General features: G+C 58.0%; 29 protein-coding genes. 16 read left to right on the top strand and 13 right to left on the bottom strand.

Annotation, left to right across the window (positions count from 1 at the left end; all coding sequences use genetic code 11):
- Positions 1–217: 217 nt before the first annotated feature.
- The 5 genes from ABEA12_RS07690 to ABEA12_RS18645 form a co-directional block, all read right to left on the bottom strand.
- Positions 218–991, bottom strand: a complete 774-nt coding sequence (locus ABEA12_RS07690; RefSeq protein ID WP_345467430.1) for a ParA family protein — start codon at positions 989–991, stop codon at positions 218–220.
- A 1451-nt stretch (positions 992–2442) separates the two neighbouring features.
- Positions 2443–3093, bottom strand: coding sequence for a hypothetical protein (locus ABEA12_RS07685; RefSeq protein WP_345467427.1), 651 nt, complete (start codon positions 3091–3093; stop codon positions 2443–2445).
- Positions 3094–3366: 273 nt separating this feature from the next.
- The gene (locus ABEA12_RS07680) at positions 3367–5250 is read right to left on the bottom strand and encodes a hypothetical protein (protein WP_345467424.1); all 1884 of its coding nucleotides are present in this window, start codon (positions 5248–5250) and stop codon (positions 3367–3369) included.
- Positions 5251–5432: 182 nt separating this feature from the next.
- Positions 5433–5618, bottom strand: coding sequence for a hypothetical protein (locus ABEA12_RS07675; RefSeq protein WP_345467422.1), 186 nt, complete (start codon positions 5616–5618; stop codon positions 5433–5435).
- 96 nt (positions 5619–5714) lie between these two features.
- Positions 5715–5969 carry a helix-turn-helix domain-containing protein gene (locus ABEA12_RS18645; protein WP_425571754.1) on the bottom strand — a complete coding sequence of 85 codons (255 nt, stop codon included), beginning with the start codon at positions 5967–5969 and terminating at the stop codon, positions 5715–5717.
- Between the two features lie 279 nt (positions 5970–6248).
- Here ABEA12_RS18645 and ABEA12_RS07670 point away from each other — a divergent pair, with 279 nt between their 5' ends.
- The 12 genes from ABEA12_RS07670 (at position 6249) to ABEA12_RS07615 (ending at position 18059) form a co-directional block, all read left to right on the top strand.
- The gene (locus ABEA12_RS07670; RefSeq protein WP_345467420.1) at positions 6249–7388 is read left to right on the top strand and encodes a M23 family metallopeptidase; all 1140 of its coding nucleotides are present in this window, start codon (positions 6249–6251) and stop codon (positions 7386–7388) included.
- Positions 7385–7891 (top strand): hypothetical protein, encoded by a 507-nt coding sequence (locus ABEA12_RS07665; protein WP_345467418.1) that lies wholly within the window; start codon positions 7385–7387, stop codon positions 7889–7891. Before ABEA12_RS07670 ends, ABEA12_RS07665 begins: the two co-directional genes overlap by 4 nt.
- Positions 7892–7922: 31 nt before the next feature.
- On the top strand, positions 7923–8528 hold the full coding sequence (locus ABEA12_RS07660) for a hypothetical protein (protein WP_345467416.1): 606 nt from the start codon (positions 7923–7925) through the stop codon (positions 8526–8528).
- Positions 8473–9306, top strand: coding sequence for an AAA family ATPase (locus ABEA12_RS07655; protein WP_345467414.1), 834 nt, complete (start codon positions 8473–8475; stop codon positions 9304–9306). The genes ABEA12_RS07660 and ABEA12_RS07655 overlap by 56 nt, the downstream gene beginning before the upstream one ends.
- 5 nt (positions 9307–9311) lie before the next feature.
- Positions 9312–9923, top strand: coding sequence for a hypothetical protein (locus tag ABEA12_RS07650; RefSeq protein WP_345467412.1), 612 nt, complete (start codon positions 9312–9314; stop codon positions 9921–9923).
- A complete protein-coding gene (locus ABEA12_RS07645) occupies positions 9920–10204 on the top strand; it encodes a TrbC/VirB2 family protein (RefSeq protein ID WP_345467409.1) in 285 nt (94 codons plus the stop codon). The genes ABEA12_RS07650 and ABEA12_RS07645 overlap by 4 nt, the downstream gene beginning before the upstream one ends.
- Before the next feature lie 18 nt (positions 10205–10222).
- Positions 10223–10945, top strand: coding sequence for a DUF8175 domain-containg protein (locus ABEA12_RS07640; RefSeq protein ID WP_345467406.1), 723 nt, complete (start codon positions 10223–10225; stop codon positions 10943–10945).
- Entirely contained in the window at positions 10942–12588 is a 1647-nt protein-coding gene (locus ABEA12_RS07635; protein ID WP_345467403.1) for a TrbL/VirB6 family protein, read from the top strand. The genes ABEA12_RS07640 and ABEA12_RS07635 overlap by 4 nt, the downstream gene beginning before the upstream one ends.
- Entirely contained in the window at positions 12585–14093 is a 1509-nt protein-coding gene (locus ABEA12_RS07630) for an SCO6880 family protein (RefSeq protein WP_345467400.1), read from the top strand. Before ABEA12_RS07635 ends, ABEA12_RS07630 begins: the two co-directional genes overlap by 4 nt.
- 173 nt (positions 14094–14266) lie before the next feature.
- Positions 14267–15568, top strand: a complete 1302-nt coding sequence (locus ABEA12_RS07625; protein WP_345467475.1) for an ATP-binding protein — start codon at positions 14267–14269, stop codon at positions 15566–15568.
- On the top strand, positions 15569–17368 hold the full coding sequence (locus ABEA12_RS07620; protein WP_345467397.1) for a type IV secretory system conjugative DNA transfer family protein: 1800 nt from the start codon (positions 15569–15571) through the stop codon (positions 17366–17368).
- Positions 17361–18059 (top strand): DUF4913 domain-containing protein, encoded by a 699-nt coding sequence (locus ABEA12_RS07615; protein ID WP_345467394.1) that lies wholly within the window; start codon positions 17361–17363, stop codon positions 18057–18059. Before ABEA12_RS07620 ends, ABEA12_RS07615 begins: the two co-directional genes overlap by 8 nt.
- 752 nt (positions 18060–18811) lie before the next feature.
- On the opposite strand, the gene ABEA12_RS07610 is transcribed toward ABEA12_RS07615, so the two are convergent.
- Genes ABEA12_RS07610 through ABEA12_RS07600 form a run of 3 tightly spaced genes read right to left on the bottom strand, consistent with a single transcriptional unit; the run spans position 18812 to position 20535 of the window.
- A complete protein-coding gene (locus tag ABEA12_RS07610) occupies positions 18812–19282 on the bottom strand; it encodes a hypothetical protein (protein WP_345467392.1) in 471 nt (156 codons plus the stop codon).
- Positions 19283–19292: 10 nt separating this feature from the next.
- On the bottom strand, positions 19293–19985 hold the full coding sequence (locus ABEA12_RS07605) for a hypothetical protein (protein ID WP_345467390.1): 693 nt from the start codon (positions 19983–19985) through the stop codon (positions 19293–19295).
- Positions 19986–20040: 55 nt separating this feature from the next.
- The gene (locus tag ABEA12_RS07600; RefSeq protein WP_345467387.1) at positions 20041–20535 is read right to left on the bottom strand and encodes a hypothetical protein; all 495 of its coding nucleotides are present in this window, start codon (positions 20533–20535) and stop codon (positions 20041–20043) included.
- Positions 20536–21181: 646 nt separating this feature from the next.
- On the opposite strand from ABEA12_RS07600, the gene ABEA12_RS07590 reads away from it, so the two are divergent.
- The 3 genes from ABEA12_RS07590 (at position 21182) to ABEA12_RS07585 (ending at position 22352) form a co-directional block, all read left to right on the top strand.
- Positions 21182–21466 carry a recombinase family protein gene (locus ABEA12_RS07590; RefSeq protein WP_486348718.1) on the top strand — a complete coding sequence of 95 codons (285 nt, stop codon included), beginning with the start codon at positions 21182–21184 and terminating at the stop codon, positions 21464–21466.
- Positions 21369–21611: a hypothetical protein gene (locus tag ABEA12_RS18780; RefSeq protein WP_486348719.1), complete on the top strand. Its 243-nt coding sequence runs from the start codon at positions 21369–21371 to the stop codon at positions 21609–21611. Before ABEA12_RS07590 ends, ABEA12_RS18780 begins: the two co-directional genes overlap by 98 nt.
- A 264-nt stretch (positions 21612–21875) precedes the next feature.
- Positions 21876–22352 carry a DUF2690 domain-containing protein gene (locus ABEA12_RS07585; RefSeq protein ID WP_345467382.1) on the top strand — a complete coding sequence of 159 codons (477 nt, stop codon included), beginning with the start codon at positions 21876–21878 and terminating at the stop codon, positions 22350–22352.
- A gap of 216 nt (positions 22353–22568) precedes the next feature.
- On the opposite strand, the gene ABEA12_RS07580 is transcribed toward ABEA12_RS07585, so the two are convergent.
- Positions 22569–23042 carry a GNAT family N-acetyltransferase gene (locus tag ABEA12_RS07580; protein ID WP_345467379.1) on the bottom strand — a complete coding sequence of 158 codons (474 nt, stop codon included), beginning with the start codon at positions 23040–23042 and terminating at the stop codon, positions 22569–22571.
- A gap of 160 nt (positions 23043–23202) precedes the next feature.
- The gene (locus ABEA12_RS07575; protein WP_345467376.1) at positions 23203–23574 is read right to left on the bottom strand and encodes a DUF6176 family protein; all 372 of its coding nucleotides are present in this window, start codon (positions 23572–23574) and stop codon (positions 23203–23205) included.
- 231 nt (positions 23575–23805) lie between these two features.
- Between ABEA12_RS07575 and ABEA12_RS07570 the strand changes: the two genes are divergently transcribed.
- Positions 23806–24276, top strand: coding sequence for a hypothetical protein (locus ABEA12_RS07570; protein WP_345467373.1), 471 nt, complete (start codon positions 23806–23808; stop codon positions 24274–24276).
- A 66-nt stretch (positions 24277–24342) separates the two neighbouring features.
- On the opposite strand, the gene ABEA12_RS07565 is transcribed toward ABEA12_RS07570, so the two are convergent.
- The 3 genes from ABEA12_RS07565 to ABEA12_RS07555 all read right to left on the bottom strand — a co-directional run bounded on the left by ABEA12_RS07565 (position 24343) and on the right by ABEA12_RS07555 (position 26928).
- Positions 24343–24678 carry a hypothetical protein gene (locus ABEA12_RS07565; RefSeq protein WP_345467371.1) on the bottom strand — a complete coding sequence of 112 codons (336 nt, stop codon included), beginning with the start codon at positions 24676–24678 and terminating at the stop codon, positions 24343–24345.
- 727 nt (positions 24679–25405) lie between these two features.
- Positions 25406–26164 (bottom strand): ABC transporter permease, encoded by a 759-nt coding sequence (locus ABEA12_RS07560; RefSeq protein WP_345467368.1) that lies wholly within the window; start codon positions 26162–26164, stop codon positions 25406–25408.
- The gene (locus ABEA12_RS07555; RefSeq protein WP_345467472.1) at positions 26164–26928 is read right to left on the bottom strand and encodes an ABC transporter permease; all 765 of its coding nucleotides are present in this window, start codon (positions 26926–26928) and stop codon (positions 26164–26166) included. The genes ABEA12_RS07560 and ABEA12_RS07555 overlap by 1 nt, the downstream gene beginning before the upstream one ends.
- Between the last annotated feature and the right edge of the window lie 3 nt (positions 26929–26931).

Genomic DNA, 26931 nt, shown 5'->3' with positions numbered 1-26931 from the left:
ACACCTTGCTCATCTGCCAGATCCACGATCGTATCCAACAAGGCAGGTGAAATCCTGGTTGAAAACTGAACGGTTACTTCCCTACGCCGTCGGGTTCGTTCCGCCTTTTCAGGAGGGCTAGTCTGCGACGGGGGCGTGGGATCGACTGGATCCCTGGACTCGTCGGCTGCTGCTCGCGGCGCCCTCTTGATCGTTTCGGGACGCTCGGGCTTATTTGTCATCGGAGAACCTTCTTTACAATCTCTTCGTATGCCGCAAGGACTGGAGAGCCCTTCCTATAATTTCCATACCATTCCCCGGTTAGACGGACCTCCGGAACAATAGCTCGATCGGGAATGAGAGGTGTGAGTAGCGCGCCTGTTTCACGAAGTTCATCAATCGCGGCCTTGGCAGGTCGACTCATGATGGTTTCCTTAACGGCTCCAACCACAATTCCGGCTTCAACAAGATCAGCTGGCACCCCCAAGCGTTTACGGTTCAAGCGGAACTTTTCGACCGTAATTCGAGCCCCTTCGTAACCATCGATACCATCACCACTCGCGGTAGCTGCGTAAATTACTGTGTCCGACGCGTTGAGAGCCGACTGAGTCAATGGCCCTCCTTGTCGATTAGGACAATCGATTACAACCAACTCAGCATTAAGACCAATGAGGGAAGCCTTGAGTCGGGTTTCCAAGTGGTCAGAGTTGTCTGCCTCTCTATTGGAAACATTTCGTGACGACGGGATGATTCTCAAAGTATCGAACCAGCCACTGGGTACAGCCAGCTCTTCGGCCCACCCCTCCGGATCGGAATCGGCAAGAATCGCACCGACGTGTAACCCTTCTTCTTTTGGTGAGACATTCAGCCATTTTGTTGCCGCCGCACGGGGATCTAGGTCGACTAGAACTACTTTGCGGCCTTGTGAGGCGGCGATGGCTGCAATTGACACCGCCGTGGTTGTCTTACTAACCCCACCGGATTCGCTATAAACCATGATTGTTTGCATCATGCACCGACCTTACTATCTATCTTTCTAGAAAGATAGCCTGCTTTCTATTTAGCTAGAGTGTAAGCTATCTATCTTTCTAGAAAGATAGATAGCTTACACTCTAGAAATCATTCTAGTGACACGGATCTTTCTCTGGCCAAGAACACGCGTCTCCTAGGTTGATTTCAAAAGCATGCTGACCTATCTCGTTAGCGCAGACGGTCAGCTGGGTCCCGGCATCCACCATGTGTGCGGGAAAAGACCGCAGGAAATATCTTTTACCGTGCCCATGTGGTCGCGGGGATAGCTCGCTGCGCCGATCATCTTGGACTGTAGTCAATCTGATGAGGCAAACTTTCCACTCTTGCACCGAAACATCAGACGGGAAGATCGCCATTTAGGAACGATTCTTCGATTATTAGTTCTAACCCGTCGGTCTATTATCGTAGTTTTATTCACATGGAAACAGTCGAGGTGCAATTCACAACCGCGGGGCAGCCTCTAAGGGTGCGGCGCCATGGGCGTGTATGGACGGTGATTGCAGAGCCAGTGCGATGGTTCGAGAGAGTGAATTGGTGGGAATCGGAACTTCGGGCACCCAGGGGTGCTTCATTCCGGATTGATATGTTGGTGTGGCAGGTCCAGGTATCCCTGGGATCAAGGAATTCAGACATGCTCACCTGGGAACTCATACACCATTCGCCCACAGGGGGATGGCGCATTCGGGAAGATGCCCATGCTGTTGCTGCCTAGGGAGAAACGGCAGACAATCTTCTGCTCGTATGGTCTTCTACGGTCACTGATCTGCTGTGGTTTGATGATCATCCGTCAAAGACTTCCCCCATTCAGATAGCTGACAATCGCCAACAGTGGATTTTCAATACTTCGCTGGCTCTTCCCGGGGTTCCGGCGGCCCTTGGGAAGCCAGCAAGGGCACCGTGGGGAGTGGCTCGAACCGGCTGTTGGACAGAACTCGTGGATACCAGCCAACTGAGGCTTGGTTAGTCAGTGGTTTGGCGCGGGGCAGTGTCCTCTTGGTGTATGTCCGTGGTGATCTCGGGTTCCCTCTCTTGGCCGTCCCCAGCTGAAGTGTCGTCGGTGACCTCCACTACGTCCTCCCAAAGGCACCCCAAATTAGTAGGGTCGGTGCCTTATCCATATAAAAGAATGGGTAAGGCACCGACCCGGCCCAAAGATACGGTGAAGCTAGGGCACAACAACCTGGGCAGGATCACCATGAAGCACAGGAGAGAGCCAAGATCCCTGTAGTCCGATGATCTGTATGGCAATGATGACCGTGGCCACCACAAGCAAAGCCACCCATGAGGGCCGCCTTCCCTCGAATCGAGGTAAACGAGAGACTAGGAGGACCGCGAAGCCACCAAACGGAATCAGAACTCCGATAATGATCGTGGCCAGCATCCACGTGGTCAGCCCACGAGAGGCACCCACTCGGTTTGTTTCGGAAATTGTCATGAAAGCCCTCCAGTTTTAGTCATCGTCGCATGCATGTTGTGCGACACATAGAGTGGGATGCCTTTCCATACGACATGAACGCGGAAGTAGTCCCATTCCTGGATCTTCGCGCTGCTGATGACATCGGTCATGCAATTGGTAACTTTGACATCATAAAGCACGCCGTAACCCTGGTCACAGATATGTTTGCCTTTGTACCCCAGAGTGCTGGTGGTGGACCAGACTCGTGAGCCGTTGTAATAGAAACGGCCGCTGTGCTGTTCTTTCCAGTTGACGTAGTACAGACCACGCTTCACTTGGGACCAGGTCTTGTAGTAGATGGTTCCCCTTGCGGCAGCCTGGGCGAGCGTCGTCCCATCTGCCGATTTCAAGGCCAACTCTGTCGGAGAGACCTTGGAAATGTCCACGACGGTTGCTTTAGAGGTCTCAAGGACTGTTTGTGTTCCGCAGGTTCCCTCGGAATCGTCCATCTCGCGAGCCTGCTCGCACAACTCGTCATCGTGTGCGATGGAAGTCTTCTTCGTGGCTTCGAGCGTCAGGGCTCCGACGTTCTTATCGACCCCTTCAAGCGTAGCTGCCTGAGCTAATCCAGTGCTGAAAAACATCAGTCCCGCCGCCAGCACTACTGTCCCTATTGCGCGCTTCATGTTTCCTCGCGTTTTTCTAATAGGGGCAGTAATCGGATCGGCTACTTATCCCCGTTAGATCGATATATTCCCACACGGCGACACTTACCACAATAGATTTTTGTGACTCATGTCACTAAGCGTTCGAGGGTCTGGAACTGGATGCAGATCCGCGCCCTTCTTCTCCAGATGTTGTTCATTATTAACGGCATACCTGGGGTGGCTTGTGAAATCGTCAAATATCCGACGATAGTAACCCCAAGATCCGGTAACCCTCATTCCACCGATACGTGGTTACGCTGCTTGGAGATGCGAAAGTGCCCCCGCACGTACAGCCGCAACGGCAGCGTGGTGATCCCCACGACGGATAGTGCGGGGATATGCCGGGTACAGGTCCCAGGATGTACCAAAGGCCAGGGTCGGCTGCGCGACGGTGGGGCGCTTGCGCCGACCCTGGCGACCAGCCGATTTCATCCACTCTTGTTCGGTCCTCCACCACCCCCAGACTTCACGCTCCAAGGTATAACGGGCTTCACGATCTGCCAGGTTCCCCGCCACACCCAAACTCACTGCAGCACGATCCAAGGCCTCATTGGTGGTGGGGATCCATCCATGGCCGGTAGCGCGGATCAATCCATGTTCTTCCAGGCGTCGTATGGTCCGAGCATCGTGCCGAGGGAGGGCCAGGACGCTTTGTTCATGAAAATATTGCTCAGTGATTCGTGCATAGATATTCCCAGCATGCAGACCTAACCCGTGTGCGGGGGAGTAGACGTCACGCTGGGCTGAGGTCGATCGCGTGGTGAGCGCAGCAAGCAGGTTAGTTCTCTTTGCGGTCCCGGCCCCTGGGGGGCGCGGGACCGCTTGTGACCGGGCAGAGTCCACTTCCCTGTGGAGAACGTCCTGGGGGTCAATCGTCCAGCGGGATCCATGGGGGCCATCTGCTGCTTGGGTGTGCTTGATCCACCCATCTGCTGCCAGGCGTAGCAGGGCGGTACGGGCTGTCTCACGTCCAATGCCAGCCAAGAGTGCCAGGCGCCTGATGTCAGCTTCCAGCTCAACGTTGAGGGCTTGGAGTGCGAGCATGCACAACACATCCAGCACACGCCTATCAGCCGGCCCACCTCCTTGGATCCAGCGTCCGACGTTGGAGTCGGCTCGGGCTTGGACCAGGCTCACGTAGTCGGCCAAGGTTTCGGCGCGCATATCGAAGGTTGGGTCTTCACCTATTTGGCGTGGGGTGACCGCGACGTGGCGTACGGCGCGTAGCCATTGCGCGCGCAAGACAGCGGTCGGGTTCCCTGGGCCCCTGGCGGGGCGTGGACGCCTGAGCTGGGAGCCGTGGGCTACTCGGATCGTGCGAGCGTGCTCCAACCCCGGGGAAGCGCCCAAGTGTGTCGCGATGTCACTGAACTGCCAGCGCGCTGCAGCGGCACCGATCAGCACACGCCAGAGCGTTGCCGAGGCATCCCCACCCGAGGGTGCACCTTCTGCCAGGGCTGCGGCGCTTACCGCCGGAAGGGCACGCTTGGCACCGGGGAGGTACACATTCCCGGTCTCATCCACCGGCAAGGTGGTCGTGGTCCGCTCTACGGTCTGTGTGGTGGTGGGGTTCGCTTGGTTGATCTTCGTGGCCACAGCGGTGAGCTGCTCAGCCGTGACCGTGGGGTGGGTGAGGCACGTGGTGTCGCCTCGAAGAACGTGTGAGGTTCCGCCGAGACGGTGGGGTGCCCCAGGGGGGCGTACACAACCGGTGGCAGGGTTCGCCAACGGGGAGGGATCAAGGGTGGGGCTGATGAGCTTCACCGATTCGGTGAAATCCGCGGCGAGCTGTTGGCTCACAGGCTCAGCCAGGGCTATCCAGAGGTGCCGGCCACCCGTGGGCCCAGATGCGCACACCACATGGGCGATGCCCTCGGCATCCAGCAGGCGGGAAAGGGCATCGGCATCTTTGGCTGCCTGGGCTTGGCTGGAGGCGTCCTTGGCATCGAAGTCGAACGCAAGCAGCCGGTACAGACCTTGGGAATCGGTGAGGTTCACGGCCCACGGTTCAGTGGGTGCGTCCTGGGTGATCGGGTGTGTACGGCTGTACAGGTTCAGTACCTCGCCACTGGCGTCGGTGACGGCCATGCGCACGCTTGGACGCGGACTGATCGCTTGGGTGAGCGCCCACGACACGAGAGAGCTCTCTGTGCGACTGGGACTGTATTCAGGTATAGTCAAGACACGAACCTCCCTTCAAGGGGTACGCAAAAGGACCGGCCCTCGCGGGCTGGCTACATATTGATCTGGTTCGGTCGCCAAACTTTCGCCAGATCATCATGAGTCTCAGGCCCACACTTCGGTGTGGGCCTCTCTTGTTAAGCCGTCTTAATAGGCAGCTCCGCTTGATTCTTGATGGCGTCTATATCGATAGTGGCCAGGTGATCGTGTAGAAGATCAGCAACGTATTGGCTGACGCTCACGCCTAAAGTGTCTGTGATCTCATCTAGCTTCACAGCATCATGGATTGGTAAACGGGCGCCAACAAGATGGCGTTCGCCCATGCTTTTTCGTTGCCGTACCGGCTTCCCTGGAAGTGCCATGCTTTCAGTCTCACTTAACTGTTACAGGTAACTCGGGAATGACTTGGTGTGTCGTCATCATTTCCCATCCAAATATTTGGCGTAGTTTGAAAGCGCTCTATCTCGCTCTTGCTTATCGAGCCTGTATATGACCCGTTGCCCATGCCGGTTTGAGGTTCCGTCTGATTCGACAATGCCTTGACCCTCAAGGTCTTGAAGGTGGCGAAAAATCGTTTGATACGTGGCTTCGAGATCCCTAGCAATCTGTCCAGATGTTGCACCCGCAGATTCTGTCGCCAGGTATCTAATGATTTCGGCCCGAACTCGATTCATCCCGAAGGCTTTCATCGCGTCGTCCGCCCACGAGGCAGGGATGGCGGATGTTTTTGCATTACGGGGCATCCTTTCATTTTGCCTCATGTGGTCATGTTGAAATGTTACACTAACATTTAATGTTAGTGTAAGTCGACTGAGTAGTGCGTATGTCCACAAACGCGAACGACGCTGAATCTCCGTAAAAACGCAGCCAAATTTTCAGTCACAATGGGCAATTCCGTCGAATTGAATATTCCCGGAGGACCACCTGCCCACTTATTTAGGAGCGAGAAGAGCGTGAGTAACTCCAAAACAACTGGCCTGCTGCTCGCTGCCGGTGCGCTCTTTATGGTTCCTGTAGTGGTCATCCTGCTCATGCTCGTAGGTGGTGGCAGTGCTGCCTCTGCCGATACTGGAAGCTGCGGGGAAGAAGCCGAAGCACCCGTCGCCGAAGCCGCAGGAAACAAGTCCATTGCTGGCTTCTCCGGGGTCCAACTGAAGAACGCGGCACAGATCATGACTGCCGCGTCCAACCTGAAAATGCCGCTCGCAGCCCAAATCCTGGGCGTGCAGACCGCTATCGGCGAATCCACCCTCAAGGTCATCGACTTCGGCGACGGAGCTGGCCCGGATTCACGCGGACTCTTCCAACAGCGCGACAACGGCGCATGGGGATCGTATGAGGACCGCATGAATCCACACACCAGCGCCACCAACTTCTTCAAAGTCCTCAAAACAGTCGAAGGGTGGGAAAAGTTGGAGCCGAGCCAAGCCATTCACCAGGTTCAACGCAATGCTGACCCGAACCACTACACCCCGTTCCGCTCCCCGGCAGTGCAGATCGTCAAGGCACTCTCGGTCGGCAACCTCGGAGAAGACCTGGATGAAAAATTCGAGGACCTCTCACCTAATGGTGATTGCCCGGATACTTCACCGGATGCCGAACAGATCGGGGACTTGGGATCAGGTGAATGGTCCAGTCCGCTTCCTGGCTTCCGCGCGATGACCAGCCCGTTCGGGCCGCGTAAGTGTCCTGCTGGTTCCTCCTGCAATTCGAACGTTTTGGACCACAAGGGCATTGATATTTCCAAGAAGGGCGGTGCCCAGGTTTTAGCTCCTGCGGACATGTTGATCACCGTGGCCGAGCAGGGCCAGGGCTGGAAGTCGGCCTACGGCACGTACATCATCGCCAAGCAGGTCGAAAAGCCTGGGCTGATCTTCGAGTTCCACCACATGGTCCACGGCTCATTGAAGGTCAAGGCCGGGGACACCGTGGCCGCTGGCACCCCACTGGGCATTGAGGGCACCACGGGTAACTCCACCGGTGTGCACCTGCATTTCCAGGTCGCCCCACCGGGCACTCCGGCCAATGCGCCGACCTACCGAACCGTTGTTGATCCGGTCCCGATCCTGAAATCCAAGGGAGTCTTCTCATGAACACCACCAACACCCCAGAAGGGTTGAAACCAGGCAGGCTCACGATGTGGCAGGTGGCCACCCTGGGCGTGTGTGCCTTGTCGCTGACGGGCTGTGGGTTGTTCTCAGCCCCTGCCGATGATGCCGCACCACCAAGTGAGTCTGTGTCTGCATCGGGCACGGCGGCTGTGGTGGAAGCACCGAAGGACGTGGCGATCAAGGTCATGAACCTTTTCGCACGGCCCAATACCCCGGAACGGCGCTGGTTCATCGACCTGCTGCCCTACCTGACCGAAGAATACGCAGATCAAGCCCAATACACCGACCCGGCACGCGTGCCCTTCAACCGGGTCTTAGCGAATCCCACCACCAGCCAAGACGAGCACAACCCTCAGATGGTCATCGTGCGCTTCGGCACCAATGACGGTCCTTGGCAGGTCGTCATGGTCCAAGACCACGACGGTGAACCGTGGCTGGTTCAAGCCATTGAACCCGATCAGCCAGTCCCCGCCTTCACCCCCTAACGATCCCTGACGACAAAAAGAGGTATTTCATATGGCTATAGACCAGTCCCTGATCCAGTCCACTCCGGTCATCAGCGCGATCATCAACGCCGATAACACCGGTGTCCTGAGTGTTGACGGAACCGAAGAACAATTCACCGCCGAGGACTCAAACGGTTTGCGCTCCCTATTGATGTCCAGGGTCTTCGAGGTCGCCATCGATCATGACCGGCCAGTGCGTGTGAGCACGATGGATGAAAGCGGATTGACCGGCCTGCGGGTCTCCCCGGACCGTCAGGTCGAAGCGGAAGACACCAACGAAGCCGAAGCACCCCGTACCCCGGAAAAAGAAACACCGGCACCGGTTGAACCCGCCCCCAAGCTAAGCGAAACTTCCGCAGCTGCACCTGTTTCTGCGCCTACCGAAGAGGCACCGCTGCCGCGCAAAGAAGCCACAGTGGAACCGGCAGTCGCAGAAGCTGTGCAGGTGCAGCCTGCCGCTGCTGTCACGCGGCGCACGCTACGGGAAGCAGAATCTTTCCTTTCCCCCCCACGGGGCCACACAACCGGCGACCCAAGGTATGCGTGGCTGGCTCTCACAGTTGGGCATCAACATCCCTCCCTCGGAGAAGGAACTGGCCGAACGAGTCGATATTGAACATGTTTCCAAGCATTGGGCCGGAACCCGCACGATCATGGTCGCCAACCGCAAGGGCGGGGCGAACAAGACTCCCACGGTGAAGAACCTGGCCGCGATCTTCGCCCTGCACGGCGGGGGAGGAGTGCTGGCATATGACGGAAACCCCGAGGTCGGAACCTTGGGGTGGCGCACCGAAAAAGGCAACCACGACTCCACCGTGCTGGACGTACTGGGAAACAGTGAACGCTTACTCTGCGCCTCAGCAGTATCCGGCGACATGGCCGGATATGTTCACCACCAAACCGAAGACCGCTTCGATGTGCTGCGCTCCGATGACAGCCTGGTCGGTACGCACGTGATGACCGGGGAAGACGTCGATACCATTCACGCGGTCGCGGCCAAGTACTACCGGCTGTTGGTGATGGATTCGGGGAACGTGGACCGTGGATCGGATTGGGCGCGGATGATCGCCCACACCAACCAGCTCGTGGTTCCCACCACAACGATGGAGGACCGCGCCGAAGCCGCCCTGCTGACTCTCAAGGCACTGCACGAACGTGATGAGCACGCAGCCAAGCTAGCCGAGGATGCGGTGGTCATCATCTCCCAGTGGCAGCCAGGGGAAAAAGCTATTGCCGAACGCATTGCTGAGGGCTTCCGGCCTTTCGTGCGCGAGGTCGTCACCGTCCCGTTTGATCCGGCATTGAAGTCCGGACGCATCGTCCACTCCGCCTTGTCCTCGGCCTCGCGTCGAGCATGGCTGCGTGCGACCGCTGCGGTGGCGCAAGGGCTGTGAACCTCATGGACCAAAGACTCAACTCTGACACCGAAGAGCACCGGGAAACCAGCCAAGAAACCAACCCTTGGCTGGAAGCGGCACGCTCCGTTCCAGCCCCGCAGGGCACTGAGGCCAAGCACCCGGTCCCCGAAACCCCGTTGGAAGAAGAACGTCGCGTGGAAGCGGAGCCAGAACCGCACCGCGCTGTATTGGTCGCAGCCCACGGTGGAGCCGGGACCACCACGTGGTCCCACATCCTCGGTGCCGTGGACGGCGGCAACATCGAGCACTGGGTATCGACACGTGAACCCGAGGATATACCGGCGGTGCTCGTCCTGCGCGCCAGCGTCGAGGGAATCAGCACCGCCAAGAGCCTCTTGGCCCTTCACGGGGTAGATGCTTTTGCCGCTGCGCTGGTTGTTCCTGCGGCACCGGGGAAACTTCCCCGACGCATCACCTCCGAACTACGAATCCTCGGTGGGGCCATCAACCTCATTCATGCCCCCTGGGTACCGGACCTGCTGCTCAAACGAGCATCCAACGCAACACCATCTGATCTTTCCCCCAAAGAACTCACCAAACTCACCACGATGCTCACCAACCAGGGCATCCACACCCAAGGAGAAACACCATGAACAACCTCAACCTCCTCACCGGACGTGCCATCAACATCTTGGCTGCCCCCAAGCCACTGCCCGGTGAAGTCACCGATGCAATCGACACCGTGAAGCTCTGGGTCCAGGGCATCGGCGGCGGCGTAGCCGTCATCGGCCTGCTGATCCTGGCAATCAGCTTGTTCTTCGCCAATAGGCACGGACAGGGCCAGGAATTCATGGGCAAGGTCGGCTGGTGGATCGCCGGAGCCGTGCTATTCGGTCTCGCTGGCGTGATTGCCCCCATCTTCCTCGGATTCTAGAAAGGTACGGTTCCCGACATGTCGGATATGAAGAACGAGCGGGTGGCTAACTCGCAATGGAAAAAAGCTACGTTGTGGGCCTCTGCTGTGGTGTTGGTTCTCGTCCTCGGCATGGCACTACTGGTCATTTTCACCGGTCCCAAGAAAGAGCCTGTCCCTGTAGCCGGCTCCCCAGCACCTTCCACCGCAGCGGCCACCACACCCCCGGCAGAAGAAGGTTGCAATGTGCCGGTGGGGGATACTTCCTCAACTCCGAAGATGCCCGAGGACCTGCGCTGGGAAGCAAAGGATGGGTGGACGTGGCCGGTTTCTGACACCTATGGACCGACACAACGTGAAGGCGAATTCGGGGTCTGCTTCGCACGCTCACCCTTGGGAGCGGCACTGATGGCCGTAACGCTCAATACTGCGTTTAGCACCTCCGACTACAAGCAGACATTGGAGATGTATGTACCTGATTCACCGGGTAGGGATTTTGCCCTAACCCAATCAGGAGGTGGGGATTCAGAGCCAATTTCGTATTCGGGTTTCATCGTTGATTCCTTCACCCCGGATAACGCCCAAGTGACAGTGATCTTCTCTACCCCCGACACGTCCACCGGGTACACCGGTCTTCCCTTGTCGTTCCGCTGGATAGATGGGGACTGGAAGCAAGAGGTCTTGGACGACGGGTCCATGTTCCGTGGCCAGCCCATTGAACCGCAACGCGGAGAATTCGTGGAATGGAAGAGCACGCCATGAGTGAGTGCTCGGTAGGAAAAGGTTTTGTACAGTGCAAGCTCGGTGAAGCTGCCGAAAATGCCTTGATCAAAATGGCCGAGGCAATGGTCGGCGGCTGGGACTCGATGATGAAGGAATTCCTGACCTCCTGGCTGAACGTCGGCCTACTGGTCGATCTGGAAGCAGGGTCCATTCAATGGCTCACCGCCCAACTGCAAGTGATCAGTATTTTCCTCACCGTGCTGGGCATCATGTTCGCCGCAATCTGGACCATGATCCACTACCGGGGAGACAAAGCGATCAAGCTGGCCCAAACCATGGCCAAGGTCGTCGTCGTCACCACACTCGGTGCCGCTGCGGTACAGGTCATCATCGTCGGTGGCGATGCCTTCTCCACCTGGATTTTGGACAGTGCCGGGATCACTACCGACGCCCGACAAATTCCCCTGACGATTGCTGCTGCTAATCCGGCCATAGCTATCTTGGGAGGCATTTTCGGAGTCATCGCCACCATCATCCAGTGGGGCATCATGCTCGTGCGCTCCGCAATACTGCCCTTGCTAATCGGGGTTTGGCCGGTCGCGGCCGCAGCGTCGATGATCGGTGGCGCTGACCAAGCGTTCTCGAAGATCACCAACTGGATCATCGCCTTTGCCCTGTATAAGCCGGTGGCGGCGATTATCTATGCCTATGCGTGGAAAACGAAGTCAGGTGATGACGGTATCGGCGGTGTCATCAACGGCCTGGTGCTCATTGCTTTGGCCGTGGTTGCCTTGCCAGCGATGATGCGGCTGATCGCTCCTGGTACTTCTGCCTTGGGTGGTGCCAGTGGCGGTGGCATGGCCATGGCCGGTGGTGCCGCGCTTCTCGGTGCCGGTGTCGCGGCTGGTGCTGCCGTGCTGTCCGGTGGCGGCACTGCCGCTGCCAGTGCGGCCGGTGGTGCGGCAAAGATGGCCGGTGGTGCCGGTGCGGCTAGCTCCGCTGGTTCCTCTGCCGGTGCTGCCGGTACTGCTGCTGGTTCCTCGGGAACCGCTGGCGGCGCAGGAGCTGCAGGCGGAATGGATGGAGGCTCTGACCCTACTGGTGGAGGTAGTGGTGGGGGAGGAACTGGCGGTTCAGGCTCAGGCGGCGGTTCTGGTGCTGCTGGAGGTTCTTCCGATGGAGCATCCTCAACGATCGGCGGGGATACAGAAGGCGGAGATAGTACTTCTGGTGGGACTGCTGGTGAAGCCATGGGAACCGAAGGTGCAGACCAAGGTACAGAATCAGCGTCTGCCCAAGGTTCTGCCCAAGGTGCTGGTGCAGCGTCCGGCGCTGTCGGCGGGGATACCGCTGGCGGACCGACTGCACCGGCCGGTTCTTCTGGCGGTGCCGCAGCCGGTGCCACGGGCAACACAGGGAGTCCTGCCAGCGCTGACACCTCGGCCACGGGGACCAGCGAACCCACAAGCTCGGACAGTGGAACTACTGATACCTCGGCTGCCGGTTCAGCTGCCGGGACTAGCTCTCCCACGGGGGCACCGGAACCGGCAGCAACCGGTGCCGGTTCCAAGAACACTTCACCCAAGGCCGCGCAGGCAAAGAACGCCGCAGCTCAGTCGATGACACAAGCCGTGGCCGATGGGGCCAAGGACGCTGATGGAAAGGACGTGATCGGCGAATGAGTAACAACGTCGCACAAGACAAGTTCGGTAACTGGCTCAAGCCCACCGCACCAGGACTCTTTGGGTTGAGTCTCGGTGCGCTGGCCGTATCAGGCACCGGAGTCGTCCTGGTCCTTCTGGCCTTGGTTCAGGAGGCATGGTTGCTGGCGCTCTCAGTCCTGCTTATCACGTTCGTGGTGGTGGTCTTCGGGATGATCCGTTTCGGGGGTACCACGATCCTGACCAAGGTCACTGACCGGTTGTCGCTGGCTAGCCGGAACCAGCGCGGGGAATCTTTCTACGTCACCGGGCCACTGTCCACGTTGCCTCGGGAAGCTGCGCAGCGGTTGCCCGGTGCACTTCTCAATGTTGACACCCTTTCCGGGGTGGATGGTTTGAATCGGGACTATTCGTTGCTGCACCACAAGACGGTCGGGAAGCTCGCTGCCGTCTTTGGTTGCACCCCCGATGGTGCCGCGATGCAGGAACAGTCCGTGGTGAACAACCAGGTGGCTCACTTTGGTTCCTGGATTTCCTCACTCAGTGTCGATGCTGGTCTTTCCGGGGCAACCATTGTGGTGGATTCGGCGTCCGAATCCTCGGCTGGTACCTGCCAAGCAGTGCGCGAGGATGTGGCACCTAACGCCCCGGCGTTCGCCAAGCAGGTCTTGGACGAAGCTGTAGGCACGCTGCCTGCTCGTTCCTCGGTGTTGAACGTGTATTCCACGCTCGTCTGGGATGCCAAGGAGCTTGGGGCCACCGATAAGGACATTTCCCCGGCGGTGGCCGAAGTTGCCTCCCGGCTTCCTCAGCAATCCCAGATGCTCACCCGTGCCGGGGCCGGGGCACCACGTCCCTTGGTCGAGGCCGAACTGGCCGAGATCGCGCACCTGGCCTACCAGCCTGCACGGGATCAGGAACTGGCCCTTGATGCGCTGACCGGGTTGCGTGCCAATCGTTCTTGGGACCAAGCCGGACCGGAGTTCTTCGATGACTCCCGAGGCCGAGTTGTCTTCCACGACGGGGTGGCTTCGATGACGTTGATGATGACGGTTCCCCCGGAATCACAAATCACCGCACGGTCCTTTGACCAGCTATTCGGACCTAACGCGAAGTTCCTGCGCAAGCGGGTCGCGATCATGTATCGCCCGGTGGACCCCGGCACAGCAGCCAAGACGGTGAACCGGTTGGTGCGCAACGCCGACTGGAAGATCAACACCCGTAAGGGCAGGTCCACCTCGTTTGATTCCAAGAACAAAGCCGTGGCCGAGAAGACCGAATTGGAATTGGCCCAAGGTGCACGCTTGTCGATGTTCTCCCTGATGGTCACGGTGACGTTTGAGGCGAACCAGGATGCCTACCGGGACGCGCTGAACCAGATCAAGTCCCTGATGGGTCAGCTGTTGATGCCCTACCGGTTTGTGGAGCACGCCGGATCGGCTGCTTTCCACACCACGCTCCCGTTCGGGGTTTTGCCGTGGACGTACAGCACCACCCCGTTGTGGCTTGAAGGAGTCCTCTCGTGAAGCCTGTGAAGCACATACGCACACCCCGTGGTTTGGCCGGGTTTGGTGGTGGACGGTGGGGCAAAATTCCCCAGCCTCCGCAGTATTATTCAACTTCGGCACAACTTCCCGGCGTCTACCCGTTCGCGGCAGGTACCTCGAGGCCGAACATCGGCGCACCCCTTGGTCGGGATATGCATGTGGGAACCGCCGTGTGTGGCGATCCGCAGACGTGGTACAGCTCGGGCCTGATTTCCTCAGCCTCCATGATGATGTTCGGCCTGAACGGCAACGGCAAGTCCTCCCTGGGCGGGAGGTTCATGTATTCGATGGCCGCACGCGGTATCGCCCCGGCAGTCTTTGACCCCATCAAGAACGAACACGGTGAAGCGGTCGCTGCCATGGGCGGCAACGTGATCCGTGTGGGACCGGACAGCACGGATAAGATCAACCTCCTTGACCTTGGTGCCCTCGGGGATGCTGCCAAGAAGATCGGCGGCATACTCGGCGATGAGATGCACCGCCAAGCCATCGGCAAGGCCGTCGATGCCGTCTCACTCGTCGTACAAATCAGCCGTGGCATTCCACTATCCGACAGCGAAGATGCTGCACTGGCAGAACTGATCCGCTCGGTCATCGCACGCAATGATCACCCGTGGATGGGGGACTTGCTCACCGCATTCATGGACCCACCCCCCGAAGTCCTCTCGGCCACCGTCTGCAAAGACGCGAACCAGTTCACCGACGAATACCGCCAACTACACCTCTCGTTGCGTGCGGTGATGTCGGGTCAGATGGGTTCGTTGGTGGGTGGGCGTGAAAGCGTGCGCCTGGAAGTGGGCAACCCTGGCGGGTTCTGCTTCGATACCTCCTCAATCCCCGAGTCCAACACCAAGCTGCTCTCGGCGGCAATGTTGGCGACCTGGAGCATCGGCTTTTCTTCCATCGATGCCCACTATGAACTCTCCCTCCACGATCCCTCGATCCATTGGGGTGGGTACTTCGCGATGCAGGATGAGTTCTGGTATCCGATGCGCGCGTGCGAGGGGATCATCGACCGCGTGGACCGCATTGGTCGTACCAACCGAGGCAAGGGCGTCTCGGAACTGAAAATCACTCACTCGCCCAAGGACTTCCTTTCCCTTCCCAATGCGAAGGATCGGGCCACGGCCAAGGGCTTCACCGAACGCTCCGGAGTGCTGGGAATCATGGCACTGAGCCGTGAAGACCTCCACGATCTGAGCGAGGTCCAGCCGTTGAATGAACGGGAAATAGATACCGTGGCTGGTTTCAATGCTCCACCGTCGTGGAAGCAGGAACGCTCCGCCGATGGCCGTCCGGTGCCACCTCCGGGGGCGGGAAAGTTCATGTTGAAGATTCCGGGGAGGATCGGCATTGCCGTGCAGATGACACTGACGGAAACAGAACGCCAGAAGCACATCACCGACGAACGCAGCGTGAGTACCAACCAGTTGATGAAAGGCCGGGTGGGCTAAATGAGTGCACCAAATCGCAAGGGAACCTCCGGGATGATGGGACAGACTGTTCTGCCGTTCGTCCTGGTGGGCATCGTCGTCCTCGTCCTCGGTGGTGGTTGGGCATCCATCCAGCTCGGTTCACGCCTCGCCGGGAACCCAGCACCACCAACCGGACTATCTGCCTTGTTGGAAGGCTTGCTGCGGGGCACCGTGAGCTGGCCGGTACAAGCCACCGTGATGGCCATCGTCCTAGTCGTCGTGTTGATTGCCCTCGGCATCGTCATTGGCCTGCTGCTCGGACGGCGCGGACTCGGTGGCAAGAAACCACGAGTGGATAAAGCTGCTCAGCATATGGGCAAGGACAAGGACATTGCCGCCTACACCCACAAAGGAGCCACCAAGACAGCACAGCGTCTCGGAGTCCACGGCTCCCCGGGTGTGTTTGTGGGCAACGTGGTGGCCACCAGCCAGCCGTTCTACCAGTCCTGGGAAGACCTGTCCCTGGATATCTGGGGGCCTCGCGTGGGTAAGTCAGCCTCCCGAGTGATCCCGGCGATCCTCGATGCACCCGGGGTCGTGGTGTCTACCTCGAATAAGCGTGACGTGGTGGATGCGACCCGTGGTGTGCGCTCGGCCAAGGGCCCGGTGTGGATCTTCGACCCACAGAAGATCGCCCAGGAAGAACCCACCTGGTGGTGGAACCCACTCTCCTACGTCACGGATGAAGAGAAAGCCGCGAAACTCACCCACCATTTTGCGGTGGCTTCACGCACCACGGGGGCTAAGTCCGATGCGTACTTCGACCCGAAGGCCGAAGACCTCATTGCTTCCCTGTTCCTAGCAGCTGCGCTGGGCAAGCTGCCGATCACCCAGGCGTATTTGTGGATCACCAGCCAGTCGTGCAAGAAGGCCATCGACCTGCTCAACGACCATGACTACGAGTTGCAAGCTGCTGGCCTGCAATCAACCATGAACCTGGCTGACAAGCAGAAGGACGGTATTTTCGGCACCGCCGAGAAGATGGTCCAATGCCTCAAATCCAAGAACACCCTGCGGTGGATTGCCCCTTCGCGTGGTGGGTCGGTCCTGGGTGACCGGCGCCCACAGTTCGACCCCGTAGCCTTCGCCGCATCCACACAAACCCTCTACGTGCTCTCCATGGAGGGCGTGGGAACAGCCGCACCTCTGACTACCGCGCTGACGGTAGCGGTGGCCGAGGCGCTGGAAGAACGAGGCGCACGCATGGGGGGCCGGCTAGAGGTTCCCGCCGTTTTTGCCCTCGATGAACTAGCCAACGTGGTCCGCTGGGCAGCACTGCCTGATTTGTTCAGCCACTATGGTTCCCGCGGAATTATCGTCATGGCGATTCTGCAGTCCTGGTCCCAAGGCGTTGAACTATGGGGTGAGCCGGGAATGCGGAAAATCTGGTCTGCCGCCAACGTCGTGGTCTACGGGGGAGGCGTGAAGGAAGATTCCTTCCTACGCACCCTCTCGGACTTGATTGGAGATTACTCCTACAACAGTGTTTCCCAGTCCCATGGGCGCGGGGGTGGCAGCAGCTCGCACCAGGAGGGCAAGGAACGAATCTTGGACGTCTCGGATTTGACGGAGATGGAACGTGGCCGCGCTGTGGTCTTTGCCTCCGGTGCCCGTGCCACGTTGGTGAAGACTCGTCCGTGGTGGAATACCCCGCATAAGGATGGGGTCAATGAATCCATCGCCATGTATGCGCCCAAGGACGTGCCAGCGGTAGCAGCTTCATCGTCGGCAGCAGAGAATCCTTGGATTACCGCAGCGAGGGAGTCCAACAATGGATAACGAAATTTTTGAGGGAAATGCAGAGGCGTCCACAGAGCCAACATCGGCCCAGGAACGTTTGGATGCCGCACAACAAGCCTTGGCTGACGCTGAACAAGCAGTGACCCGGGCACGGGAGAAAGCCGGGGAGGACCTTTCGGATTGGTTGCGTGCCGCTGCCACCGAGTCCCTGGCCCAGGCTGATCGTGACAGGAGCCAGCGAGAGATTGAGTTACAGCTGGCAGCGGCAGAAGTGGCCGCGTCCGTTGAGAAGGCTTCACCGGTTGTGGCAGAACCTGCTTCCAAGGCCGGTGAGGGGGAAGGTGCCCCTGCATCCGATCCTGGCCAGGAGGGGCCAGCGCTGATGTTTGCTACTTCGGAGCAGTTTTTGCATCACCAGCTTTTACCGCTGTATATCCGCATCATTGATTCACGCAACAACACCTGGTGTCAGCAGTGGTTTCGTCATCCCGAAGCATTGAGCCGGGTCGATGCCCTATGGAGGGCATGGGAGCATTTGCGCTTGGATGGAAAGCTCGGCTCCAGTGTGTGGTGGAAAGACCATGCTGATCCACATATGGCGGTACTACTGAGCCAGAAGGGACCTTTTCATGAGTGCGACCTTGAGAGGCATAAGGACCCTACCCCTATCCCTTGCCAGACAGCACCCGAAGGATGGTTCGTGGAGGAAGGTGGCATTCCTTTTCCTTAAAACTAGGCATCGCAGTATGTGGTGGCTTACTGGTATCGACCCCCTGGGGCGGCCGCGAGTTTACCGGCTCCAGCTCTCGGGTCACTGTGCCGTATCTGGACCCTCATCCGGAATGTTCACCGGTCGGGGCAAACGGAACAATCGACCCTCAACCTCTGCAACGGGTCAGGTCATGCGCTGTGCTGTCCGGTGACCGACCCCCTAACGGAACGCTGCGGAACGCATAACCGGACAAACCCCTTGCGGGACGTTGCGACCCGCCGGAAGGCGCGGCCAGGGTCCCGCGGACCGGGGTGTTCCAGCCCGCGGCGCGGGGTTAGTGCGCCCGCGGGTAGGTAGTGACACTACCGGGGTTCGTGATGCACAACCCCGGCGTCGTTCACCGCCTCGACGGAGGCCAGGTCATCATCCATGGGCCTGATACTGCGCACGATGTTTATAGATATCATGCCCAAATTGACCACCCCGTCATCATTGAACCCGACGTGTACGGGCCTTCGAACTAACTACCACTTAAACGCGACATAACCAACGCCAGAGGGCTGGGAGAGCACACGCTCCCGGCCCTCTGGCGTTGGTTCTAGCTCTATGCCGTTAGAAATGGCTAGACGGTGCTACGAGGACTCGCGTAGTCAAGATTCGGGACTGAGCGAGCTATTCCTCCATGCGATCGCAAATAGCCCACACATGTTGTCCACGAATTTCATTCGGGATTCACCAGGGACCGAAACCCGACGAATTACCCAGGCACCCTAATCAAGTATTTTTTTGAAATCAAAAGCCAAGTCGACTGGTACACCAACTGGCATGCTATCTAGGGTGAACTCCCTTGAGATTCTTACCGAACCGCACTTGAGGGATATTTCTACAGTTTTCTCTAAACGCTTCACCTCTTCGTAACCGAGACCAGGACATATATCGTCCATGTCCTGCTCGTACGTTCCCAGGTCATTTAGAAATTCAATCCAGCTTTCATGTGGCCCGGGCACAAAATTCATGGGAGGGAGAGCGCCCTCGAACGAACTTCGGACCTCATAGCCACTCTCACGCAAGCTTTTCGCTATGGATTCTCGGTCGGCCGTGGAATCAATTTTCAGAACTCGCTCGGGAAATGAAACGAATACATCCTCACCACGAACGGCTACTCCTGAGCACAGAAAATCAGGTTGGGTACGCTCCAATGCTGACAACTCGATCAGCAAGGAACCGACATTCGACTTCAAAAACTACTCCTTAGACATTCAGGGCGTTCTTCACGAAGGAAGGACATAGGGTGTAGCCCAGACAGTAGGTGGTAACAACACCATAGGGACGTCCATCACTCGTGTTGGTCCGGTAGTCCACTGCGGCTCGGACTGTGACCGTTTGGGCAACTTTACACTTGCGAAAGATCCATACTCCTGAGCAAGTGACCCGGTATACCGGAGTTTCGAAGCGCCACGAAGTTCCAGATTGAAAAGATTTTCTTGCAGGATATTTGGTTGTGGTTCGAGCAACTTTCCACGTGAGGTTGTGCTTGTTGACGATCTTCGTGTTGACATTGCTGCGAAGGTTTACCGTCTTGCCCGCGTTGTCCTTCCACGTGTATTGAACCGGCGCGTGCGCTGCCGCTTCGGCAACCAGGAGCGCGGTTGGATCCCCAGCATAGGGTGCATCTGCAACTGCTACTTGGTTGACTGCCGCTACAGCGCTTGGCGTCGAATTGAATTGCGTAATGCTAGTTTCCGAGACGCCGATGGTGGCAAGTTGGTCTCCGTTCACTTCATCGCCAACGCTGTAACCTAAATCGCCTACGACGGAAAACGCGTCAGGTAGTGATCCGGTCTCCAGAATTAGCATTCCATTGTCAGCGACTGGAAGATTCCCAAAAATGGATGTTGCGGCCAAGGAAATCACGGCAAGCTTCGAGAATAAGTTTGTTAACATGACCGGATCCTACAGAGAGGATTGCCTGGCTCGGCATGAACTACGCCACGGTGCTTTAATTGTTATAAATGATTTTCTTTTTAGATCTGCCAGTGGTGCTCGTTCTGACATCCCAGTTTTCTACAAGCGCTTCACGCTGGTCGTGCTTGACGGCGTGATTCTCCAAGCGCACCTCGAGATCGACGATCCGGCCTAGCATCCACACGACTTGCTCGAATCCCTTGACAGCACCCTGTAGAGGTTCCTTTCCGAACACGAACGGGCCGGACTGCGGAACTATGTAATGAGACCGTTCTGGAACTACATCGGTCGAGTAACCCGGCCGACCTAGCGGTTTTGGTCTATGGACGGGCGATCCCAGATGACGACAAGTGCGGTAGCAATCGGTCCGAGAAATAGGCCAAGGAGAAACCACGTCCAGCGGCGACGCCCCTTGGTCTCGGCCAGCCCAGCTGTCACAAGCGCCAATGCTATCCACCAGCCCGCATTGTCGGTTACGTTCGAAGAGTCCACCATGTTCCATTTTCTTTTCGGGGTATTCAAATTCCATGCCATCCAGGACATCACGTCCAAGAATCATAGTGGCTCTACATTCGAGCCAAAGTATTAGCTACTTTGGCTCGAACAACAACGTGGATATGGCTTCTACTTGTCTTTACCGATCTGTGCGCAATTGTCTTCCCGCAGAGCGTTCCCCAATTGGTGAGGCCAAAAGTCCGGGATGCACTATTGCACGGTTTCTGGCGTTGCTGACGAGAAGACCTGGACTTGAAGTTTGATCTGTGGGCGATCTACGGGCGGTCCAATGCATTGTTGGTCTTCTGCTTTTGTCGGCGTTCGGACAACTTAGTCAGTGCGTGGGTGACGACCAGCCCAAGGCCAACCGATAGAGTCCAGCGAATCAGCATGGGAATATCTGTGTATTTGTCCAATGCGATGTTTACGGCAAGGACGAAAACGATACTCGCGATGACGATCAGGTTGGGACGCATGTCATTGAGGATGTCAGTTAGATCGCGTTGGGGTCAACAAGGACCGCTCCGCAGTGGGTTCCCCCGTGGAACAGTGAACATCGCGAGTTCCGGTGTGACCGTTAGTTCAGCGTTGAAATCCACAAACACGCCGCGAAATCCATGGCGAAAACCCGCGCCGGAAATCAACGTCGGCAACCCCTGCCTTAACGGTGTTCCCGACACATGTTGATCGGATGCGCGCGGGTTTCCACCGCGGACCAAAACCCCGACCACCAAACGGAAGCCCTCGCCCGCGCCGGCGTTGATCCGGCCAACATATACCTCGACCACGCCAGCGGCGCCAAAAGCCAGCAGGCCCGAGCTCGACAAGACCCTCGCCTCGGCCAACCGGGCCGGCGACCAGCCCGTCATCACCCGCCTGGACCGGCTAGGCCGGTCGGTCCTGCACCTCGTCTCCCTCGGTGCAGACCTCCGAACGGTATCGCTTCTCCTCATGCTGCGAGATAGGCCCATTGGGGTTGCTTCGATGCCTGCTCCACTCGGCGATCACGGATGTGTCTACGCCTGCAGGCTCGTCCAGGCTGAAATTCTCCTCGTTCATCATGACGAAGCAGCGTGCCGCCGAGTTCAAGTTTCAATTCCTGGGCGTTAACCCGCTCTAGACATGGTCCGATTTGTAAATGTATTAGAATATTTACATGCCACTGGTGGATGTTCGGCAAGCTTGGAAGTTGCGGGTTTGAACGTGCTCCTTCGTGCCATCAAGCAGTTTCCGCGTCTGGCTCTTTCCGCCACGTGGAGTTCTCAGTGCGGGAAGTCGCGGCTCGCGCCGCAACGGGCAACGGTCTGGGTTGTGCCCAAACCTTATGCCCTTCAGCGTTTCACCCTAACCAGAACACAGAGAAGTGAGAAGAACATGACCAGTTTCCGCCGCCGGATCGGCGCAATCCTCGCGACCACCCTCATTGCTGTTGGGGTGACCCTCGGTGCTTCAATGCCGGCCCAAGCGAACCCGATTTATCGAGGAGGGGACCCGCTGAGCACAGGCTGCAGCAACGGGGCCTACACGCTTACCTCATGGGGACTCTACAACTCGAAGTACGGTCAGTACCAGGGAAGCGTCGAGCTGCGGTACTCACCCAAGTGCGGCACCAACTGGATCCGCGTGACGAGCAACACCCCAGGCAACCAGGTCTCCGGACAGATTCTCACGAACTACGGAGCCTACGGAAGCTACCGACAGGGATCTGGGGCAACCTTTAACAATCCCGGTACCCTCTGGTCGGCCATGGTTGAAGCGCCGGGCAACGCGTGTGTCTACGTCTCCGCCACCATCAAGGACATCCGCACCGGCCAGGTGGAAGGTCGCCTGTCCACCCAGACTGTCTGCTGAAGTCGCACCCGAATTCGGCCAAAAGGCGCGTAAGAACGGCGGGGAGAGCCCATCGAGCAGATGGGAGCTCCCCGCTGTTTCAGGCTTGGGTTTACGACAATATGGATTCCGCCTAACGGGAGCCCTGGGTGACTCAGGACAGGGAACGATCAGCAGCCAACCGGGGGCTGTTGCACGCGGCCTCTGCTGGCCGGCCGGGTGAGTTGCCCGGGTTCGCTACGAATGCCGAACGAACCAGAGTGGGTAGTATTCGTTCGATGATTTGAAAGCGGCCCCGTTACCCAGCGGCATGTACAAAATCTCCCCCTCCGCTAGGGCGTCGAATCCTGCTCGCTGGCAGAACGCTGCCGCTGCCATTTCACAGCCACCGTAGACGAGTCGCGCTGGCACAACTTGCGGAATCATCCCGAGGAGCACACTTCCAACACCTCGGCGTTCCCAATCAGGCGCGACAGCTACGGCGGTGACTCGCGCTGCTATGCCGTCGCCAGGCACTTCGATTCCTTCAATCAACATGACGCCAATGGTTTGTCCGTTCAATTCAACGCGAATACCTCCCGCGTTCGGATCCTTTGTGTACGGATGATCGAATTTGACTCGCTCATTCACAATCTTCTCGACTATCGCCGTGGAGTTTAGCCGCATGTCTGGCCCGTTCTGGCAGAAAACAGGATTCACGTCAGCAGACACGAAGGATCTTGCGGCTGCCCTTGCCTCAACGCACCAAGTTCAACTGTTCACTGAAACTGGGCAGGTCAAACGTGAAGCCGCTTGGAGCCGAAAGCTTTGACGCACTTTTAGCGGAGCGTCCCAGTCGACGTTCCCCTTTGAATAACGGCTTAAGGACTCGTTATCTCGTCTCGGCACTCGTCGTCAGGGGCTTCATGGATGCTTCAACGCGTTCCGGAATCATGGTGACTCGAGGCGTGAGATCTTCCGCAGGAAAGGAGTCGTCGATGCAAGCGCGCCAGAACTGCACGTGCTTTTCATCCAACCAATGCTTTGATTGCTCGACACCGGAACCGTCTTCACCCTGGACGCTGTACCAATACAAGAAATCGATTCCATCGATCGTCTCTGAAAAGATCGTCTCGACATACATCTGTTCTGGCTCGAGAGTTTCGCGAACTGCGTCCACGTTCGCGTTCAGAAATTGCATCCATTCATCCACGTTGCTTCGTGCTCCCTCACGGACACGGAAACGGGTCAATTCAATTCTCATTCGTCCATGATGCCGGGTTCGTCGCCATGAACTCAAAATACGTCCTAGTCAGCGTTCCTCTCCGGAACATGAGCTCCACAAAGTTCCAAACCATGATCTCGAGCCTAACAACCCCGGCTGTCGAGCCTCTTTCGGGACATTCTTGGATAATCGCGCAATGAGTATAATCTGGTTATCTTTCGGGCCTAGTCGCGGTTAGTGTCCGTCTCCAGACTGACCTATGCTCACCATATGAAAGCTCTGAGAACAGTGCCTTTGGATTACCTATTTTTCCGTATGCTTCGCGCTGGAATAGCGGTAGGTGCGTTGCTAGGCGTACTGGCTTGCCTCATACTCATTCGTTCTGAGGCGACCGCTTCATCAGTTTGGCTTTTCGTTGGAATAGCAGCCTTTATTGGTGGTATCTGCGCAGTTCCTCCAGTGATTGGCGCCACGGTTGCCATGTCAATCGATAATCGAAGACGCGCCTCCGCGTCAGGTGTTAGACAGACGTTTATTGCGGGCTTTGGTGCGCTCGTTGGTGCATTGGTACCAGCTCTGACATACCTATCGCTGGGTTTCATCGACCCAGAAACCATTATGAAAACTCTAGGGATGAGTACAGTCCTTCTTGCTGCCAGCTTCATAGCGGCACTATCCACTTTCGCCGGAATACTCTGGTTTCTGAACCGTCAGGATCAAAAAATCAAGCTCCGAGGGTAGGGAGCCAGGAAGGTTGCGCATACGGACTATCCGAATTCATGAATGCGCGAATTGGGAATCGCGGGTCTATTTCTGGACTCCGATAAGATCGACCGCGACCAGAAGCTGAATAAATAGAAACGCCGAGAATGCCAGTGCCACAAACTGGATCAGCGTGGCGTAGGCCATCGTCAGATAGTTGGTTCGAGTGCGCTTGACCTCGTAGTAGCTGCGGAACTTCATGGTTCCCCAACCAACCACGACAGCTGACGGCAACAAGCCCAAAGCAGCAATGGCCAGATTCATCGCTGGATGCAACGTGGAGAACGTGGAAACGGAGATCCCGAGTAATGCTAGCCCAGCTAATCCCCCAGGAATCAGCCATAACAAAGCTTGCACAGGCGTCATCGCCATTACTTTCATCAGCTCCGGGCCTCCCCTAAATGAATAGCTTGATTATCCACTACTCCTGAAATAGTCCCAGTGAAGGTTTCGCCTACGATGAACCTATGCGACATACATCGGGACAAAAGCTGGGAACACTATTCATTCCGCTGTTCTTGTTCGGAATACTCGCTGGCGTTGTGCTCGGAGCAATCGCCGGAGGCGCCATGAGCGTGCATTCGATCATCGAAGCCGCCAATGATCCAGAATTATGGGCGGGTTGGGGTCCATGGGGCTACGGTCTGATCCCGGTGATATACGGTATGGCCGTTGGAGGCGTGGTTGCCAGCGCCCCGGCGACGGGGGCGGTCCTAGGGCTATACATTCATTCCGGGCACGTTCCTTTGCCTTCAGTGAATCAACAAGCCATGGCTGCCTGTTGGGGAACAACAATAGCGTCCGTTATTCCTGCCGCTATCTTGGTGCTCTCAACCGACGAGGGGTACACAACAACCATCGCAATTGGGGCAGGGTTTATTCTCGTCTCATCCTGTATTACTTTCTTGATAGCTCGGAAGTACTTGCACTACTTAGCCACCCGCGATGAAACAACCCTCCGCGTGACTCGAGAATGCTCAGCGTCCCACTGAAGGTTCCTCATATGGGTCGGCGTTCGTGGTGTGGGCGGCTTTGGGGGAGCCGGCGTTGGACGTACCAGAAACAAGATCGCCGGTGGGTGGGAGAGATCGATGGCCGTGTTGGTGGGTCAGATGCGCACGTCCCGGTGTCGGAGAAGCCAGGTGGAAACAAGTAGTCCGGCGACGATCAGGGCGATACCTGTTCCCAGGATGACGCCGACTTGGCCAAGGTTCAGTCCGGCTGCGTCGGAGACCGCGACACTACCGGTAGCCAGGGTGCGTCCAACCAGGGAATAGGGCAGGACGTAGGCGAGCTTCGTATAGCCGGCCATCGGCACGACGACTCCCACGATGATTCCAACCAAGCCCAGTGCCAGCGGTGTGGCGAAGGACCGGATCAACATGGAAAGCAATGACTGCCAGGCCGCCACGGCCCCACCGGCGACCACGGCCAGGGCCGCTACCGGCACCACCAAGGCGGGCATCGCCCCTTGTAGCCCGGCAATGGTGACCCCGGCGATCCAGGTCCCGGCAACGAGCACGAACTGCATGACGATGATGAGCAGGATCAGTACGGTGGTCTTCGCAGTGACAATCCGAAACGGCGGGACGGTGGTGGTCATCAGAGCGTTCCAGTTGCTGCCCTGGTGCTCCATGCGCCATACCGCAGCCGCGAGCACCGCGATGCCCATGGACATGAAGAACAGGCTGTAGAAGACAACGACCTGGGACCATAGGCTTTCCCAGCCGGAGCCGATGCCGGATCCGGCGTTGAGTTGATAATTGAAAGTGCCGGTGAGCACGGCCACCAGGGGCACGGCGATGGCGACCAACAGGATGCGGGAGTGGTGCAATTTGAGTAGTTCGGCTTGGATCACGGCCAGCATCAGGAGTCCTTCCGGTTCAGTGCTTCGGTTGCCGCCCAGAATCCCAGGGCGAAGACGGCCAGAAATATTGCCAATCCGACCAGATCCGGGGCAGTGGCGGTCAGGGTTTGTCCGGGACCGGTCATCGCCGCCGGGGTGCTCACGGCGTAGTAGCCCCAGGGCAGCAGGTGGGCCAACGACGGGGGCATGAACAAGGAAAACAACCCGATGAACGATCCGATGACACCCAGGCCCAAGCTGATCAGTTGGTTCTCCAGCCAGGCAGAGAGACAGATGTGCAAGCCGAGCAGAGCCAAGCCCACGAGCAGCACGCAGCCGGCGTAGCCGGCCCACAAGCCGACGTCCAGCGGTTGGGTGAGTCCGGCGGCGCGGGCGATGAAGATCTGCAGGATGAACTGGAGCCCAACCAGGCCCACGAGTAGTGGGGTCAGGGCCAGGAACTTGATTCGGCACAATTCGCCGCGGCGCCGGCCGGCCATGCGGGCCAGGACCCACCCGTTTCCCTGGTGCTCGATTTCTACGACGCGGGATCCCAGGATGGCCACCAGCAACGGGGAGGTCAATGCCGTGGTCAGGGCGAGGTTGAGCATCAGCTGAAGCCACGGGGCGGCTTCGGGGTCGGTGAAGGAGGCCTGTGCGGTGGCCGTGAACAGGCTCGCGGAGGAAAACAACAATCCCGCGCCGATGACGACGAAACCTATCAGTGGAAGACGCCGACGACGTAGTTTGGCGTATTCGATCCGCACGGCGGCGGCCGGCGTCATGGT

The organism is Paeniglutamicibacter antarcticus (assembly GCF_039544305.1).
GTDB lineage: Bacteria > Actinomycetota > Actinomycetes > Actinomycetales > Micrococcaceae > Paeniglutamicibacter > Paeniglutamicibacter antarcticus_C.
The sequence above is the reverse complement of the archived record's forward strand: the minus strand, read 5'-3'. Positions and strand labels throughout refer to the sequence as shown.

What these genes read in the sequence shown, in the direction of transcription:
- ABEA12_RS07690 (WP_345467430.1), bottom strand. Translation starts at nt 991, where the DNA reads ATGATGCAAACAATCATGGTTTATAGCGAATCCGGTGGGGTTAGTAAG.
- ABEA12_RS07685 (WP_345467427.1), bottom strand. Translation starts at nt 3,093, where the DNA reads ATGAAGCGCGCAATAGGGACAGTAGTGCTGGCGGCGGGACTGATGTTT.
- ABEA12_RS07675 (WP_345467422.1), bottom strand. Translation starts at nt 5,618, where the DNA reads ATGGGCGAACGCCATCTTGTTGGCGCCCGTTTACCAATCCATGATGCT.
- ABEA12_RS18645 (WP_425571754.1), bottom strand. Translation starts at nt 5,969, where the DNA reads ATGAATCGAGTTCGGGCCGAAATCATTAGATACCTGGCGACAGAATCT.
- ABEA12_RS07665 (WP_345467418.1), top strand. Translation starts at nt 7,385, where the DNA reads ATGAACACCACCAACACCCCAGAAGGGTTGAAACCAGGCAGGCTCACG.
- ABEA12_RS07660 (WP_345467416.1), top strand. Translation starts at nt 7,923, where the DNA reads ATGGCTATAGACCAGTCCCTGATCCAGTCCACTCCGGTCATCAGCGCG.
- ABEA12_RS07650 (WP_345467412.1), top strand. Translation starts at nt 9,312, where the DNA reads ATGGACCAAAGACTCAACTCTGACACCGAAGAGCACCGGGAAACCAGC.
- ABEA12_RS07645 (WP_345467409.1), top strand. Translation starts at nt 9,920, where the DNA reads ATGAACAACCTCAACCTCCTCACCGGACGTGCCATCAACATCTTGGCT.
- ABEA12_RS07640 (WP_345467406.1), top strand. Translation starts at nt 10,223, where the DNA reads ATGTCGGATATGAAGAACGAGCGGGTGGCTAACTCGCAATGGAAAAAA.
- ABEA12_RS07635 (WP_345467403.1), top strand. Translation starts at nt 10,942, where the DNA reads ATGAGTGAGTGCTCGGTAGGAAAAGGTTTTGTACAGTGCAAGCTCGGT.
- ABEA12_RS07630 (WP_345467400.1), top strand. Translation starts at nt 12,585, where the DNA reads ATGAGTAACAACGTCGCACAAGACAAGTTCGGTAACTGGCTCAAGCCC.
- ABEA12_RS07625 (WP_345467475.1), top strand. Translation starts at nt 14,267, where the DNA reads ATGCATGTGGGAACCGCCGTGTGTGGCGATCCGCAGACGTGGTACAGC.
- ABEA12_RS07620 (WP_345467397.1), top strand. Translation starts at nt 15,569, where the DNA reads ATGAGTGCACCAAATCGCAAGGGAACCTCCGGGATGATGGGACAGACT.
- ABEA12_RS07615 (WP_345467394.1), top strand. Translation starts at nt 17,361, where the DNA reads ATGGATAACGAAATTTTTGAGGGAAATGCAGAGGCGTCCACAGAGCCA.
- ABEA12_RS07605 (WP_345467390.1), bottom strand. Translation starts at nt 19,985, where the DNA reads ATGTTAACAAACTTATTCTCGAAGCTTGCCGTGATTTCCTTGGCCGCA.
- ABEA12_RS07600 (WP_345467387.1), bottom strand. Translation starts at nt 20,535, where the DNA reads ATGGAATTTGAATACCCCGAAAAGAAAATGGAACATGGTGGACTCTTC.
- ABEA12_RS07590 (WP_486348718.1), top strand. Translation starts at nt 21,182, where the DNA reads ATGTTGATCGGATGCGCGCGGGTTTCCACCGCGGACCAAAACCCCGAC.
- ABEA12_RS07585 (WP_345467382.1), top strand. Translation starts at nt 21,876, where the DNA reads ATGACCAGTTTCCGCCGCCGGATCGGCGCAATCCTCGCGACCACCCTC.
- ABEA12_RS07575 (WP_345467376.1), bottom strand. Translation starts at nt 23,574, where the DNA reads ATGAGAATTGAATTGACCCGTTTCCGTGTCCGTGAGGGAGCACGAAGC.
- ABEA12_RS07570 (WP_345467373.1), top strand. Translation starts at nt 23,806, where the DNA reads ATGAAAGCTCTGAGAACAGTGCCTTTGGATTACCTATTTTTCCGTATG.
- ABEA12_RS07565 (WP_345467371.1), bottom strand. Translation starts at nt 24,678, where the DNA reads ATGAAAGTAATGGCGATGACGCCTGTGCAAGCTTTGTTATGGCTGATT.
- ABEA12_RS07560 (WP_345467368.1), bottom strand. Translation starts at nt 26,164, where the DNA reads ATGCTGGCCGTGATCCAAGCCGAACTACTCAAATTGCACCACTCCCGC.
- ABEA12_RS07555 (WP_345467472.1), bottom strand. Translation starts at nt 26,928, where the DNA reads ATGACGCCGGCCGCCGCCGTGCGGATCGAATACGCCAAACTACGTCGT.